The organism is Undibacterium sp. Xuan67W, from assembly GCF_049340165.1.
GTDB lineage: Bacteria > Pseudomonadota > Gammaproteobacteria > Burkholderiales > Burkholderiaceae_D > Undibacterium.
In genome coordinates, this window is the sequence record NZ_JBMPPN010000006.1 from 18050 (window position 1) to 30746 (window position 12697).

Below are 12697 nucleotides of genomic sequence, written 5' to 3' on the forward strand. Positions count from 1 at the left end.
AAGATCATCGCTCCAAGGTTTTTAGCTCCCTCTCTCGCAACAGCGACAGAGGGCTGGGATAAGGGACTTGCGTAACAATATGCCTGCGCATTTTCCTTGCCGAAATACATTTCATCTCACTCTATGGCAACTAAAAAACGTAACTCGTTTTCTACCGTCTCCAAATCTTCTGGCAGCGCACTAGTGCCGTGGCTCGGCCTGGCAAGCATCATTATCTTGCTTGATCAACTCAGCAAAATTACGATCACCAAGTTATTTACTTTGGGCGAAGCGCTGCCGCTGACTTCTTTTTTTAATCTGGTGCTTGCTTATAACAAAGGGGCCGCATTCAGCTTTCTGGCTGCTGAATCTGGCTGGCAGCGCTACCTGTTCACGGCGATCGGAGTCGTTGCAGCTCTGGTGATTACTTATCTGATCAGACAAAATGCGGGACAACGTTTATTTTGCTGGGCACTGTCATTGATTATGGGTGGTGCACTAGGCAATGTGATCGACCGCTTGATGTATGGTCATGTGATTGATTTTCTTGACTTTCACTACAAAGAAATTTATCACTTCCCTGCTTTTAATATTGCGGACAGTGCTATCTGTATCGGTGCTGCCTTGTTTATTCTCGATGAATTACGCCGCGTCAAAAAATAAGGAACCATCATGCGACTCGCTGGCAAAAAAATTGTCCTAGGCTTAACCGGCGGTATTGCCTGCTACAAAGTCGCAGAGCTGACGCGTGGCCTCACCAAGGCTGGCGCATCCGTGCACATCGTCATGACACAGAGCGCCACACAATTTATTACGCCGGTAACGATGCAGGCCCTGTCTGGCAATACCGTCTATACCGACCAATGGGATGCACGCATCCCTAACAATATGCCGCATATCGACCTGACACGCGGTGCTGATGCGATTGTGATTGCGCCCTGTAGTACAAATTTTATTGCGAAGCTGGCGCACGGTGCATGCGACGATTTGCTGTCCACCTTGTGTGTCGCCAGACCACATCATGTTCCCCTCCTGATTGCGCCAGCAATGAACGTAGAAATGTGGCTCAATCCTGCAACCCAGCGCAATGTCATGCAAGTCAAAGCAGACGGCATCAAGGTTTTGGGGCCAGCCGCCGGTGAGCAAGCCTGTGGCGAAGTCGGCATGGGACGCATGCTGGAGGCAGATCAACTGCTGACTGAAATTATTGCATCGTTTCAAGCAAAAACATTGGCAGGAAAATCTGTTCTGATCACTGCGGGGCCTACATTTGAACCGATTGATCCAGTGAGAGGAATCACTAACCTGTCCTCGGGGAAAATGGGTTACGCGATTGCACAGGCTGCGCGGGAGGCTGGCGCTGACGTCACGTTAATTTCTGGCCCAACCGCCTTAGATGCGCCGTATGGCGTGCGCAGAGTGCAGACACAGACTGCGCAGCAAATGCATGACGCTGTGATGGCCGAGCTTGCGGCGCATCACCAGCACGTGTTCATTGCCGTTGCCGCCGTCGCCGACTGGCGAGTAGCCAATGCCAGCTCTCAAAAAATTAAAAAAAACAGTGACAGCGATACGCCGCAACTACAATTCGCACAAAATCCCGATATTCTCGCCAGCGTCGCTGCCCTTGCTGAGCCGCCATATTGTGTCGGCTTTGCAGCAGAATCAGAAAATCTGCTGGAATATGGCGCAGTAAAGCGGGCAAAGAAAAACGTACCGCTGCTAGTCGGCAATATTGGTCATCACACGTTCGGCAAAGACGAAAATGAATTAGTTTTATTCGACGTACACGGCCACAAAGCCTTACCACGTGCGGATAAGCACACTCTCGCGTTTCAGGTAATTCAAGAAATCGCTCAAAGAATATCGAAGTAAATCGCAACATCTGAATGATCAAATCAAACAAACACTTTACGCAGAAATAACAGAATGAAAAATATCGACCTCAAAGTTCTCGACGCCCGCATGAAAGACCAATTGCCAGCTTATGGCACACCTGGCAGCGCTGGCCTCGACCTGCGCGCTTGCATCGACGCACCCATCACGATTAAACCAGGCGAGACCGTATTAATTCCCACTGGTCTGGCGATTCATATCGGTGATCCCGGCTACGCAGCAATGATATTGCCACGCAGCGGAATGGGCCACAAAAACGGCATCGTACTGGGCAATCTGGTTGGTCTGATCGATTCCGATTATCAGGGACAACTCATGGTATCAACCTGGAATCGCGGACAAAATGAATTCACCTTGCAACCAATGGAAAGACTCGCACAACTTATCATCGTTCCGGTATTACAAGTCGGCTTTAATATTGTCGAAGAATTCGGCGACAGCGAGCGTGGCGACGGTGGGTTTGGCAGCACGGGGAAGCATTAAAACTGGTTGAGAAACAATATTTTCCTCGTTGACATCCGAGTCTGTGGGTACACAGATACAAAAAAGCCCAGCATATGCCGGGCTTTTTTTAAATATTTATTTTTTCATCTTACGACTACGACCAGCAGATTCACGCAATATGGTGTAATTCCATTCATCGTTATGCAAGCCTGACTCGGTGTTGACACTCACCCTGAAAGTATCATCCACATCTTTGAGTCTCTGTCCTAAGGCAACGTGCTTCTTCGACACATCATGTCGCTCGTAGACATCGACTTCAACCTGACTGCCCTCTAACGCAGCTTGTGACAGTACCGAATCTATTGTCTTCGCTGTGTATTCCAGTACGTACGTTGGTAGCGTGAGACCGCCCATATTTTTCTCCTTAGCACAAATAATTTTAATTGTTGCTACACCAAAACCAGGTAAATCTCACTGCCGGAACATAGAACAAAAACTAACTTATTCGACTTCTACCACTTCCTGAGATGCGGCAGGCGGAGTTGCATCGCCTTCGGAAAATTCAAGTTTGATCTGATCTTTATCATCCAGATCAACGATAACACGACCACCACTGACGAGCTTACCAAACAATAACTCGTCCGCCAATGCCTTGCGTATCAGATCCTGTATCAGACGTGCCATTGGTCTTGCACCCATCAATGGGTCAAATCCTTTTTTACCAAGGAATTTACGTAAATTTTCGGTGAAAGTTGCTTCGACTTTTTTCTCATGCAATTGCTCTTCCAACTGCATCAGGAACTTATCGACGACACGCAGGATAATCTCTTCATCGAGTGCACGGAAGCTGATTATCGCATCCAGACGATTACGGAACTCTGGCGTGAACATACGTTTGATATCGGCCATCTCATCGCCAGCTTCTTTGCTGTCGTTGAAGCCGATAGAACGCTTCTGCAAGCTCTCCGCACCCGCATTGGTAGTCATAATGATGATCACATTGCGGAAGTCTGCTTTACGACCATTGTTATCGGTCAGAGTACCGTGATCCATGACCTGCAAAAGGATGTTGAATACATCCGGATGCGCTTTCTCAATCTCATCGAGCAACAGAACAGAATGCGGTTTTTTATTGATCGCCTCAGTCAGCAGGCCACCCTGATCAAAACCGACATAACCCGGCGGCGCGCCGATCAAACGACTGACTGCGTGGCGCTCCATGTATTCCGACATGTCGAAACGGATCAGTTCAATACCAAGCGTGAATGCCAGTTGCTTGGCGACCTCTGTTTTACCGACACCAGTCGGACCAGAGAACAGGAAGGAGCCAATCGGTTTATCTGTTTTACCCAGACCCGCACGTGCCATTTTGATCGCTGACGACAAGGCATCGATCGCAGGCTCCTGGCCAAATACAACATTTTTCAGGTCACGGTCAATCGTCTGCAATTTGCTGCGATCATCCTGATTCACCGTTTGTGGCGGGATACGGGCGATCTTGGCAATAATGTCTTCGATATCAGCCTTGCCGATCGTTTTCTTTTGCTTCGATTTTGGCAATATGCGCTGTGCTGCACCCGCTTCATCAATCACATCAATTGCTTTATCAGGCAAATGACGATCATTGATAAAGCGTGCTGACAATTCTGCTGCCGTTGTCAGTGCGGATGCTGAATATTTAACGTTGTGATGTTCTTCGAACTTCGATTTGAGGCCGCGCAAAATCTGCACGGTTTGCTCCACCGTCGGTTCATTGACATCGATTTTTTGGAAGCGACGGGACAGTGCGTGGTCTTTTTCAAAGACACCGCGATATTCAGTGTATGTAGTCGCACCGATACATTTTAACTGGCCGTTCGACAAGGCCGGTTTTAGTAAATTGGACGCGTCTAAGGTACCGCCAGAAGCAGAGCCCGCACCGATAATAGTGTGAATCTCGTCGATGAAGAGAATGCCGTTGGGCGTATCTTTCAACTGTTTGAGCACTCCTTTGAGGCGCAACTCAAAATCGCCACGGTATTTGGTACCGGCCAGCAACGCACCCATATCAAGCGAATAAACAACAGCATTTTGCAACACGTCAGGAACATCGCTTTGCGTAATTCGCCATGCCAAGCCTTCAGCAATCGCGGTTTTACCCACGCCAGCCTCACCGACCAGCAAAGGATTATTTTTACGGCGCCGACACAGGATCTGAATCACGCGCTCAACTTCGCTGTCGCGACCAATCAGTGGATCGATACGACCTTCAGCTGCTGCCTTGTTTAAATTCTGAGTGAACTGATCGAGGGGATTTTCTTTTGGCTGACCTTCTGCCTGTGCCTCTTCACTGCCCTCTGGCGCTTTTTGCGGCTCAGCCTGCTGATCCTTGCGCACTCCGTGGGAAATGAAATTGACGACGTCCAGACGTGTCACGCCCTGCTGATGCAGGTAGTACACCGCATGCGAATCCTTCTCACCAAAAATAGCGACAAGGACATTTGCACCAGTCACTTCTTTTTTTCCATTGGACGCAGACTGAACATGCATAATCGCACGTTGAATCACGCGCTGGAAACCTAAGGTAGGCTGCGTGTCCACCTCGCTCGTGCCAGGCACGGTCGGCGTGTTATCGCTGATAAAGTTGCTGAGAGATTTGCGCAGATCTTCAATGTTCACGGCGCAAGCTCGCATTACTTCGGCAGCGGAAGGATTATCCAGCAAGGCAAGCAGCAAGTGCTCCACCGTGATGAACTCATAACGAGCCTGCCTGGCTTCTACAAATGCCATGTGCAGGCTGACTTCCAGTTCTTGCGCAATCATACTTCCTCCATCACACATTGCAGGGGGTGCCCTGCCTTACGAGCGTGCGTTAACACGAGTTCCACTTTGGTTAAAGCGATATCCTTCGAATACACTCCGCATATCCCTTTACCATCTCGATGTACCTTGAGCATGATCTGCATCGCGGTTTCGCGGTCTTTATTAAAGTACTCCTGAATGATGGCCACGACAAATTCCATTGGCGTGTAGTCATCATTGAGCAGTGTTACCTGGTACATGGAGGGCGGCTTGAGCTTTTGCTCCTGCTTCTCCAATAAAGTACCGTTTCCTTGCTTGTTTCCCATACGTCTATTCTAGTACGTTGATCTGGTCGAGAGTCAAATAATAAACGAATAAAAAGAGGCTTAATTGATCAATGAGACATGATTAAGTCTGATTCTTCTCAGATGTTACGCGTTTTCAGTGTTTTTCGCAGATGGTGCCTAAAATCAATTACTCAAGCCCGAGTTATATCGTAATTCATTGACCCGAAAAAAAAGCGTACCTTTTTCGGGCGAAGTCCGAGTATTTTGCTGCACCGCACTCTTTGAGTGAGCAAATTTATTAAAGTCCTGTCAATTTTTGTAGCTTTTTACAGCAAGCTTATGCAAACCGGAGATTGCCTCAGATTATTGTCATTAAATAAAAAAACAACAGTGTTACATATAGCAACAAAATCTCTTGACTTTACTTTTTTTTCCGCCAAGAATGATATTTATTGACAAGACAACGTAGTAATTAGTCAATAGAAGTGAGCAAGTTTAGGAGGAGGCGGCATTACGCTAGGTTTCTTGCTTTTACGGCTCGTGTGATTAGTTTATATTTGAAAGATGCATTATGGCAACAGGTACCGTCAAGTGGTTCAATGATTCCAAAGGCTTCGGCTTTATCACTCCGGATGACGGCGGTGAGGATTTGTTCGCCCACTTTTCCGCAATCCAAATGAACGGCTTCAAGACCCTCAAAGAAGGTCAAAAAGTACAGTTCGAAGTCACGCAAGGCCCTAAAGGCAAGCAAGCTTCCAACATCCAAAATCCTTAATCTCACTGATTAAGCTTTTGATAAAAAGCCCCGCTTCGGCGGGGCTTTTTTTTTGGCAAATTATTCTAAGTACATCTCAATACCATTCAATACCATTTTTGAGCGGCTAAAAAGTAAGCGACTTGACGCCCTCAGAAGTCCCCAGCAAACATACATTCGCCCCCTGCTTCGCGAACAGCCCCACCGTCACCACACCGACAATATTGTTCATCTCAGCTTCCATCGCGACTGGATCGGCAATTTGCAGTCCATGCACATCGATGATCACATTGCCGTTATCTGTCAATAAAGGCTGGCCATCTTTTAAACGCAAACGCGCTTCGCCACCAATGGCATTCAGTTTGCGCATGACGACGGATTGCGCCATCGGGATGACCTCAACCGGCAAGGGGAATTTACCCAGCAGATCAACCAGTTTCGAACCGTCGGCAATACAGATAAACTTATCAGCGACCGACGCCACGATTTTTTCACGGGTGAGCGCTGCGCCACCACCTTTAATCATGGCACCTTGCGGCGTGATTTCGTCTGCGCCATCAATATATACGGGCATAGAACTGACGTCATTCAGATCGAATACGCTGATTCCATGAGCGCGCAAGCGTGCTGCGGTAGCTTCTGAGGAAGCAACAGCACCTTTAATCTTGTGTTTGATACTGGCCAGTTCATCGATGAAAAAATTGGCGGTAGAACCGGTACCGACGCCGACAATGCTGCCTTCGACGACGTAATGAATGGCGGCCTTGGCAACGGCTAGTTTGAGTTCGTCCTGAGTCATGATGCGCATTTCAAAAGTAAGGGAATGTCAGCATTTTAACGGATCACACTCTCGTGATTAACATACGCTGGCAGAAAATCTGCACGATCACTCGATATCCGCCTCAAACCACCAATGGCGGTTCATCCATCAAGGCGACCTGCTCTCGCAGCTCCAATATCCGGTCTTGCCAGTAACGCTGGGTGTTAAACCACGGGAAGGCTTGCTTGAAAGCAGGGTCATCCCAGCGCTGTGCCAGCCAGGCGGAATAATGCAACATACGCAAGCTGCGCAGAGCCTCGATCAGATGCAACTGACGCGGCTGGAACTCGGCGAAATCTTCGTAACCAAACAAAATATCGCTGAACTGTGCAGTCATCTCGGCGCGTGTACCCGACAACAGCAACCATAAGTCCTGAATCGCCGGCCCCATACGACTATCGTCAAAATCGACAAAATGCGGACCGGCGTCGGTCCACAACACATTCCCCAGATGGCAATCGCCATGCAAGCGAATCATCGCCACCTCGCCTGCACGCTCGTAGCAACGTGCCACGCCATCCAACACCAGACCACTGACACTTGTATAAGCTGCCACCAGATCCGCCGGAATACACTGCTGCGCCAGCAAATAAGCACGCGGCTCATGCCCGAAGCTATGGATATCGAGATTGGCCCGGTGCTGGTAACACTGTTGTGCACCTGCCGCATGAATGCGACCGATAAAGCGCCCCAGCCATTCACGGGTATCGGCCTGATCAAGCTCCGGTGCACGGCCGCCCTGCCTTGGGAAAACCGCAAAGCGAAAGCTCTGATGCGCCAGCAGGCTGCGACCTTCCGCAGATACCTGGGCGGGAACCACCGGGATCTCCAGCGCATGCAACTCACTTACGAAGGCATGCTCCTCAAGAATCGCCTCATCTGTCCAGCGATGCGGCCGGTAAAATTTGGCGATCACCGGCGGGCCGTCGTCCATGCCAAGCTGATAGACACGGTTCTCATAGCTGTTCAGCGCCAATAAACGGCCATCGCAGTGAAAACCCGCTTCATGCATCGCGTCCAGCACACATTCCGGCGTCAAGCCTGCAAATGCGTGGGGCGACGAATCCGGAGCGGCACTGTCTAAAGCGCCTGCGGATATACCCTCTGTCGTAGCGAGGTTAATTTCAGGTGTAGTCATAGAGCGCATTGTACGTTCAAACTCCCCACGAACATGGGACAAAGCGCTACACTTCCGGTATTTCCACATTCACGACTCTAGCCATGCATCTCGACGAACCTCTCAGCGATAAAGAATTTAACGAACTGGACAAATTTTTGATGTCTGACCGCGTCGGCGATGACGGTATGACCATGGACGCGCTGCACGGCTACCTGACGGCGATTGCGATCGGGCCAGAGATGATTCCGATGACCGAATGGCTGCCGCTGGTCTGGGGCTTGCCAGATCAGGCTGAACCAAAATTCAAGACGCCCAAAGAAATGGAGCGCATCACCACGCTGATCGCCCGTTTTATGAATGAAATCCAGATCACATTTGAAGTCGCGCCGCAAGAATTTGAGCCTCTGTTCTGCGTGATGGAGCAAGATGGCAAAGAACTCATCGATGGCGAAACATGGGCATGGGGCTTCTGGGAAGGCATGCAGCTGCGTGACGAACAGTGGGAACCAATCTACGAGTCAGCGATTGCACCGCTATTGCGCCCGATTTACCTGTTAGGCGCGGAAGAAATCGAAGAAGAGGAAGTGACGCTGGTCGACACGCCACAAAAATGTCATCAGCTTGCGATCGAACTTGAAGCAGCGATCCCAGAAATCCGACGATTCTGGGCGCCATTACGCAAATCCGGCGTTGCCACCATCAAACGCGATGGCCCGAAAGTCGGTCGTAACGATCCCTGCCCATGCGGCAGCGGCAAAAAATACAAAGCCTGCTGCGGTGCTGAACCGACTATTCATTAGTTTGAGCTGACTTGAATCGACTTGAACTGTCAGTAATTGAGCGAAAGCGGCCTTAGGGCGGCTTTCGCAGAGAGCAAATACTCGAACGCATAATCACACACCCACGTTCAGATTCACGCTTAAGCACTCAGCGGCCAGATCAAAACATCAGCCAAGCAAATTGTCACTTCAGACTTCCCAAAACACCCACGGTTGACGTCCGAAGATTCCCTCTAGGGATCTGCTTTGGCGGGTAGGCCGAGTATGCTATTTTGCTGTTTCCGATTCATCCCACAGGAGTAGCGTATGAGCCTGCAAGACCAATTCACTCAAGCCTTAACTGATTCAAAAAACCTGCCAGAGCGCCCTGACAATATGACGCTGCTAAAAATCTATGCCCTATTTAAACAAGGCAGTGCCGGTGATGCAACGGGTGACCGTCCAGGCATTACCGACTTCGTTGGCCGCGCCAAATTCGATGCATGGGCTGCGCTGACAGGAACCACAAAAGAAGCGGCGATGCAAGATTATGTCGACCTGATTAATGGTTTGAAAGACTAAGCAAAAAACAGGAATATAGAGGAGTATTTTTTATACACGCCGTTAATATTGCGCAATATGGCATGAAAATGACTATACTCCTACCCTGTACCTGTTTGGAATTATGACTTCGGCCAGAGTTCCGGATTCAGCAGATTAGGCGGACGCTCGCCGCCCAAGGCAGCGATCAGATTCGCCGCAGCACATCCTGCCATCGCCCGCCTGGTCGCCTCAGATGCGCTGGCAATATGCGGTGTCAGCACGACATTCTCCAGACTTAAAAAATCCGGATGAAATTTCGGTTCATTCTCGAACACATCCAGACCTGCTGCTGCAATCGTCTTCGCCCGCAATGCCGCGATCAAGGCCACATCATCCACAATTCCGCCACGCGCCAGATTGACCAGAGTCGCCGTCGGCTTCATCATCGCAAGCTCATCGGCACCTATCGTATGGTGCGATGCTGCTGAATAAGGCAAGACCAGCACAACGTGATCTGCCGTACGCAGCAACTCGTCTTTACTGACATACCTAGCCTTATTCGCACGTGCCTCCTGCTCAGGATCTAAGCGCGAGCGATTGTGATAGACGACCTTCATATCAAAGCCCATCGAGCGCCGCGCAATCGCCTGACCGATACGTCCCATCCCGATCACGCCCAAGGTCGAGCCATGCAGATCAGCACCGAGAAAGCCGTTATACGACCATTTCTTCCACTGCCCTGCGCGCAGCCAATGTTCAGCCTCGGTGATACGGCGCGCAGTCGCCATCAATAATGCCCAGCCGAAGTCGGCGGTCGTCTCATTCAAGACATCCGGCGTATTGCTCGCCATCACCCGATGAGCCGAGCAAGCTGCAACATCAATATTGTCGTAACCAACCGCCATTTGGGCGATCATTTTCAGATCAGGTAATTGCTGCAACAGCTCGGCATTAAAACGAGCGCTCGCAGTTGTGAACACGCCCTGTTTGCCCTGTAATTTCGTCACCAGTTCCGGCGGTGAAAAAATCACATCCTCCTGATTCGACTCCACCTGAAAATGTTGCGATAGCAATTGCAAAATCTCTGGAAAAACAGCGCGCGTTACTAAGATAGCGGGTTTCATTGTCGTCCTAAAAAAAGAGGAAAGTCATCAAAGCGAACAAAGGCAGCAAGATGCCACAAGACCAGGCCATATACGCAAAAAAACTAGGCATCACAATCCCGCGTTGCTCGGCAATCGCCTTCACCATCATGTTAGGGGCATTGCCAATATAACTATTTGCACCCATAAACACCGAGCCGCAAGAGATCGCTGCGAGCGTACCGGCGAGCGGCCCCATCAACGCCACCGGATCCCCTCCTGCCGTATTAAAGAACACCAAATAGGTTGGCGCATTATCCAGGAACGATGACAGCAAGCCGCTGGCCCAAAAATACATCGCATTGACTGGCTTTCCCTGCGCATCGGACACGGCATGAATCACCGCTGAAAAAGCGCCTGCTTCGCCTGCTTTAAGCATGGTAATTACTGGCACGATGGTGATAAAAATAGCGGCAAATATTTTTGCAACCTCTGCCATCGGCGCCCAGGAAAATTCATTTCCCAGACGTGCACTGGCGGGGGTCAGTTTCAGCGACGCGACGAGCAACAACAATAATCCTGCATCCCGCACTATGTTTTCCAGCGCAATGGAAACACCGAGAACCAAGATATTGACTCCGGATTTCCACAAGCCGCTGATCAGGACGAAAGCGACCACGCCAAACAGTAATAAAAAATTGAATTTGCCATCAATCGACAAAGGCGAATCCGGCGTCGGATCGAGCTGTAACGGGCGTTCTTCCTCGCGATTATGATAGTAGTGGCGATCAACCAGGTAGAAGATCACCAGCAAACTCAGGCACAAAAACAAGGTAGGCTGTGCCAGATGTTTCAGCGTCCACAAAAAATCCACTCCTTGCAAAAAACCGAGGAACAAAGGCGGATCCCCCAGCGGCGTCAGAGCACCACCGGCATTCGCCACCAGAAAAATAAAAAACACCATGACATGCTTCACATGCCGGCGATTATCGTTGGCCCTGATCAGCGGACGCACCAGCAACATCGCAGCACCAGTCGTGCCCATGACGCTCGCCAGCAAGGTGCCGAGGATCAGCAGGCCTGCATTCAATTCCGGGGTGCCATGCAGATTACCGTTCAGACAAATACCGCCAGCAATCACAAACAAACTACTCAATAAAATCATGAACGGCAGGTATTCAGCAAACAGCGTATGTACAACACTGCCCGAGGCCACATCCGCACCAAACACATAGGCACAAGGCAGCAGAAAGGCCAGCGACCAACCAGCAACAATTTTGCCGAAATGCGCATGCCAGATCGCCGGAATCAGCATAGGAGCGAAGGCAATCGAGATCAGCACACCAGCAAAAGGGACGCTCCACAATGCCGACAAAGAAGAACCCTGCAAATCACCCGCAAAGCTCAGCGCGGGGAGCAACAGAAAAAACAAAGCAAATAAATAAACAAATCCTGCCGGGCGGATAACGTGTGTTTGTCTCATTAAGATATTTTTTATTGTCATGATGAACCGCAGAGAGTAGCTAACAGAAACGAGATTTACGGGATACGCATGGTAGCCGGAAATAAGAGATAAAATTTTGCCAATTACAACAATTTCGCAGCAATCAACAAATTTCATCCGACAGTCCGGCTTTTAAATCCAGATAGACACAACTAGATGCATATCAAACACTCGGTTCGACGATTTGCTAGCATCTTATCAGTTGACTCTGGCAGGACAAGCAATGCGGGCAACGTATTTGCTTATTCGTAATTTATCTAAGCCTAATTTGTGAGTTAGTTGAAATTGCCTTAAAATACAAGGCTTTGCAGCCATAGCACTTGATGGTTGTGCCTTAATACCCCCGAATACTTAAAGAAGGACTGTTATGACCCACGTTGTGACCGAATCCTGCATCCGTTGCCGCTATACCGATTGCGTGGATGTATGCCCGGTGGACTGCTTCCGCGCAGGTCCCAATTTCCTGGTAATTGATCCAGACGAATGCATCGACTGCGCTGTTTGCGTCGCTGAATGTCCGGTCAATGCAATCTATGCCGAGGAAGATGTACCAGCGGATCAACAACAGTTCATCAAGATCAATGCTGATCTGATCCGTAGCTGGCCATCTATTACCAAAACAATCAGCCCATTGGCAGATGCCGATGACTGGAAAGATGTTAAAGATAAATTGCAGTATCTGGAACGTTAATCGGTTATCGCGGTAAGTGCGCTGCAATGCGCTTATCG

General features: G+C 49.6%; 14 protein-coding genes. 7 read left to right on the forward strand and 7 right to left on the reverse strand.

The genetic code is table 11. The features are described from left to right. Window positions 1-123 precede the first annotated feature (123 nt). From lspA to dut, 3 genes are read left to right on the forward strand one after another with little or no spacing between them, the layout of a single operon-like run. On the forward strand, window positions 124-642 hold the full coding sequence (lspA, locus tag ACO0LE_RS07355; RefSeq protein WP_422959769.1) for a signal peptidase II: 519 nt from the start codon (window positions 124-126) through the stop codon (window positions 640-642). A 9-nt stretch (window positions 643-651) separates the two neighbouring features. After that, window positions 652-1854: a bifunctional phosphopantothenoylcysteine decarboxylase/phosphopantothenate--cysteine ligase CoaBC gene (coaBC, locus tag ACO0LE_RS07360; protein ID WP_422959770.1), complete on the forward strand. Its 1203-nt coding sequence runs from the start codon at window positions 652-654 to the stop codon at window positions 1852-1854. A gap of 54 nt (window positions 1855-1908) precedes the next feature. Continuing rightward, complete coding sequence (gene dut / locus ACO0LE_RS07365; protein ID WP_422959771.1) at window positions 1909-2358, forward strand: dUTP diphosphatase; 450 nt, start codon at window positions 1909-1911, stop codon at window positions 2356-2358. A gap of 96 nt (window positions 2359-2454) precedes the next feature. On the opposite strand, the gene ACO0LE_RS07370 is transcribed toward dut, so the two are convergent. The 3 genes from ACO0LE_RS07370 to clpS all read right to left on the reverse strand — a co-directional run bounded on the left by ACO0LE_RS07370 (window position 2455) and on the right by clpS (window position 5426). After that, complete coding sequence (locus tag ACO0LE_RS07370; protein WP_422959772.1) at window positions 2455-2733, reverse strand: hypothetical protein; 279 nt, start codon at window positions 2731-2733, stop codon at window positions 2455-2457. 87 nt (window positions 2734-2820) lie between these two features. Continuing rightward, window positions 2821-5121 carry an ATP-dependent Clp protease ATP-binding subunit ClpA gene (clpA, locus tag ACO0LE_RS07375; RefSeq protein WP_422959773.1) on the reverse strand — a complete coding sequence of 767 codons (2301 nt, stop codon included), beginning with the start codon at window positions 5119-5121 and terminating at the stop codon, window positions 2821-2823. Beyond that, window positions 5118-5426 (reverse strand): ATP-dependent Clp protease adapter ClpS, encoded by a 309-nt coding sequence (gene clpS / locus ACO0LE_RS07380; RefSeq protein WP_262835813.1) that lies wholly within the window; start codon window positions 5424-5426, stop codon window positions 5118-5120. Before clpS ends, clpA begins: the two co-directional genes overlap by 4 nt. A 532-nt stretch (window positions 5427-5958) precedes the next feature. On the opposite strand from clpS, the gene cspE reads away from it, so the two are divergent. After that, window positions 5959-6162: a transcription antiterminator/RNA stability regulator CspE gene (gene cspE, locus ACO0LE_RS07385; protein WP_126129050.1), complete on the forward strand. Its 204-nt coding sequence runs from the start codon at window positions 5959-5961 to the stop codon at window positions 6160-6162. Window positions 6163-6268: 106 nt separating this feature from the next. On the opposite strand, the gene rpiA is transcribed toward cspE, so the two are convergent. Both rpiA and ACO0LE_RS07395 read right to left on the reverse strand, forming a co-directional pair. Continuing rightward, complete coding sequence (rpiA, locus tag ACO0LE_RS07390) at window positions 6269-6940, reverse strand: ribose-5-phosphate isomerase RpiA (protein WP_422959774.1); 672 nt, start codon at window positions 6938-6940, stop codon at window positions 6269-6271. A gap of 103 nt (window positions 6941-7043) precedes the next feature. Next, window positions 7044-8084: a serine/threonine protein kinase gene (locus ACO0LE_RS07395; protein WP_422959903.1), complete on the reverse strand. Its 1041-nt coding sequence runs from the start codon at window positions 8082-8084 to the stop codon at window positions 7044-7046. 98 nt (window positions 8085-8182) lie between these two features. On the opposite strand from ACO0LE_RS07395, the gene ACO0LE_RS07400 reads away from it, so the two are divergent. Next, entirely contained in the window at window positions 8183-8881 is a 699-nt protein-coding gene (locus ACO0LE_RS07400; protein ID WP_422956129.1) for a UPF0149 family protein, read from the forward strand. 285 nt (window positions 8882-9166) lie between these two features. After that, window positions 9167-9421: an acyl-CoA-binding protein gene (locus ACO0LE_RS07405; RefSeq protein ID WP_422956130.1), complete on the forward strand. Its 255-nt coding sequence runs from the start codon at window positions 9167-9169 to the stop codon at window positions 9419-9421. 101 nt (window positions 9422-9522) lie between these two features. Here ACO0LE_RS07405 and ACO0LE_RS07410 read toward each other — a convergent pair whose 3' ends face one another. Together ACO0LE_RS07410 and ACO0LE_RS07415 are read right to left on the reverse strand one after the other, a co-directional pair. Continuing rightward, window positions 9523-10506: a 2-hydroxyacid dehydrogenase gene (locus ACO0LE_RS07410; RefSeq protein WP_422959775.1), complete on the reverse strand. Its 984-nt coding sequence runs from the start codon at window positions 10504-10506 to the stop codon at window positions 9523-9525. A 7-nt stretch (window positions 10507-10513) separates the two neighbouring features. After that, window positions 10514-11947, reverse strand: coding sequence for a sodium:proton antiporter (locus ACO0LE_RS07415; RefSeq protein ID WP_422959776.1), 1434 nt, complete (start codon window positions 11945-11947; stop codon window positions 10514-10516). Window positions 11948-12335: 388 nt separating this feature from the next. On the opposite strand from ACO0LE_RS07415, the gene fdxA reads away from it, so the two are divergent. After that, complete coding sequence (fdxA, locus tag ACO0LE_RS07420; protein WP_422959777.1) at window positions 12336-12659, forward strand: ferredoxin FdxA; 324 nt, start codon at window positions 12336-12338, stop codon at window positions 12657-12659. Window positions 12660-12697 lie beyond the last annotated feature (38 nt).

Excerpts from the sequence above, each read along its gene's own strand:
- lspA (WP_422959769.1), top strand. The coding sequence starts at position 124 with ATGGCAACTAAAAAACGTAACTCGTTTTCTACCGTCTCCAAATCTTCT.
- coaBC (WP_422959770.1), top strand. The coding sequence starts at position 652 with ATGCGACTCGCTGGCAAAAAAATTGTCCTAGGCTTAACCGGCGGTATT.
- dut (WP_422959771.1), top strand. The coding sequence starts at position 1,909 with ATGAAAAATATCGACCTCAAAGTTCTCGACGCCCGCATGAAAGACCAA.
- ACO0LE_RS07370 (WP_422959772.1), bottom strand. The coding sequence starts at position 2,733 with ATGGGCGGTCTCACGCTACCAACGTACGTACTGGAATACACAGCGAAG.
- clpA (WP_422959773.1), bottom strand. The coding sequence starts at position 5,121 with ATGATTGCGCAAGAACTGGAAGTCAGCCTGCACATGGCATTTGTAGAA.
- clpS (WP_262835813.1), bottom strand. The coding sequence starts at position 5,426 with ATGGGAAACAAGCAAGGAAACGGTACTTTATTGGAGAAGCAGGAGCAA.
- cspE (WP_126129050.1), top strand. The coding sequence starts at position 5,959 with ATGGCAACAGGTACCGTCAAGTGGTTCAATGATTCCAAAGGCTTCGGC.
- rpiA (WP_422959774.1), bottom strand. The coding sequence starts at position 6,940 with ATGACTCAGGACGAACTCAAACTAGCCGTTGCCAAGGCCGCCATTCAT.
- ACO0LE_RS07400 (WP_422956129.1), top strand. The coding sequence starts at position 8,183 with ATGCATCTCGACGAACCTCTCAGCGATAAAGAATTTAACGAACTGGAC.
- ACO0LE_RS07405 (WP_422956130.1), top strand. The coding sequence starts at position 9,167 with ATGAGCCTGCAAGACCAATTCACTCAAGCCTTAACTGATTCAAAAAAC.
- ACO0LE_RS07410 (WP_422959775.1), bottom strand. The coding sequence starts at position 10,506 with ATGAAACCCGCTATCTTAGTAACGCGCGCTGTTTTTCCAGAGATTTTG.
- ACO0LE_RS07415 (WP_422959776.1), bottom strand. The coding sequence starts at position 11,947 with ATGAGACAAACACACGTTATCCGCCCGGCAGGATTTGTTTATTTATTT.
- fdxA (WP_422959777.1), top strand. The coding sequence starts at position 12,336 with ATGACCCACGTTGTGACCGAATCCTGCATCCGTTGCCGCTATACCGAT.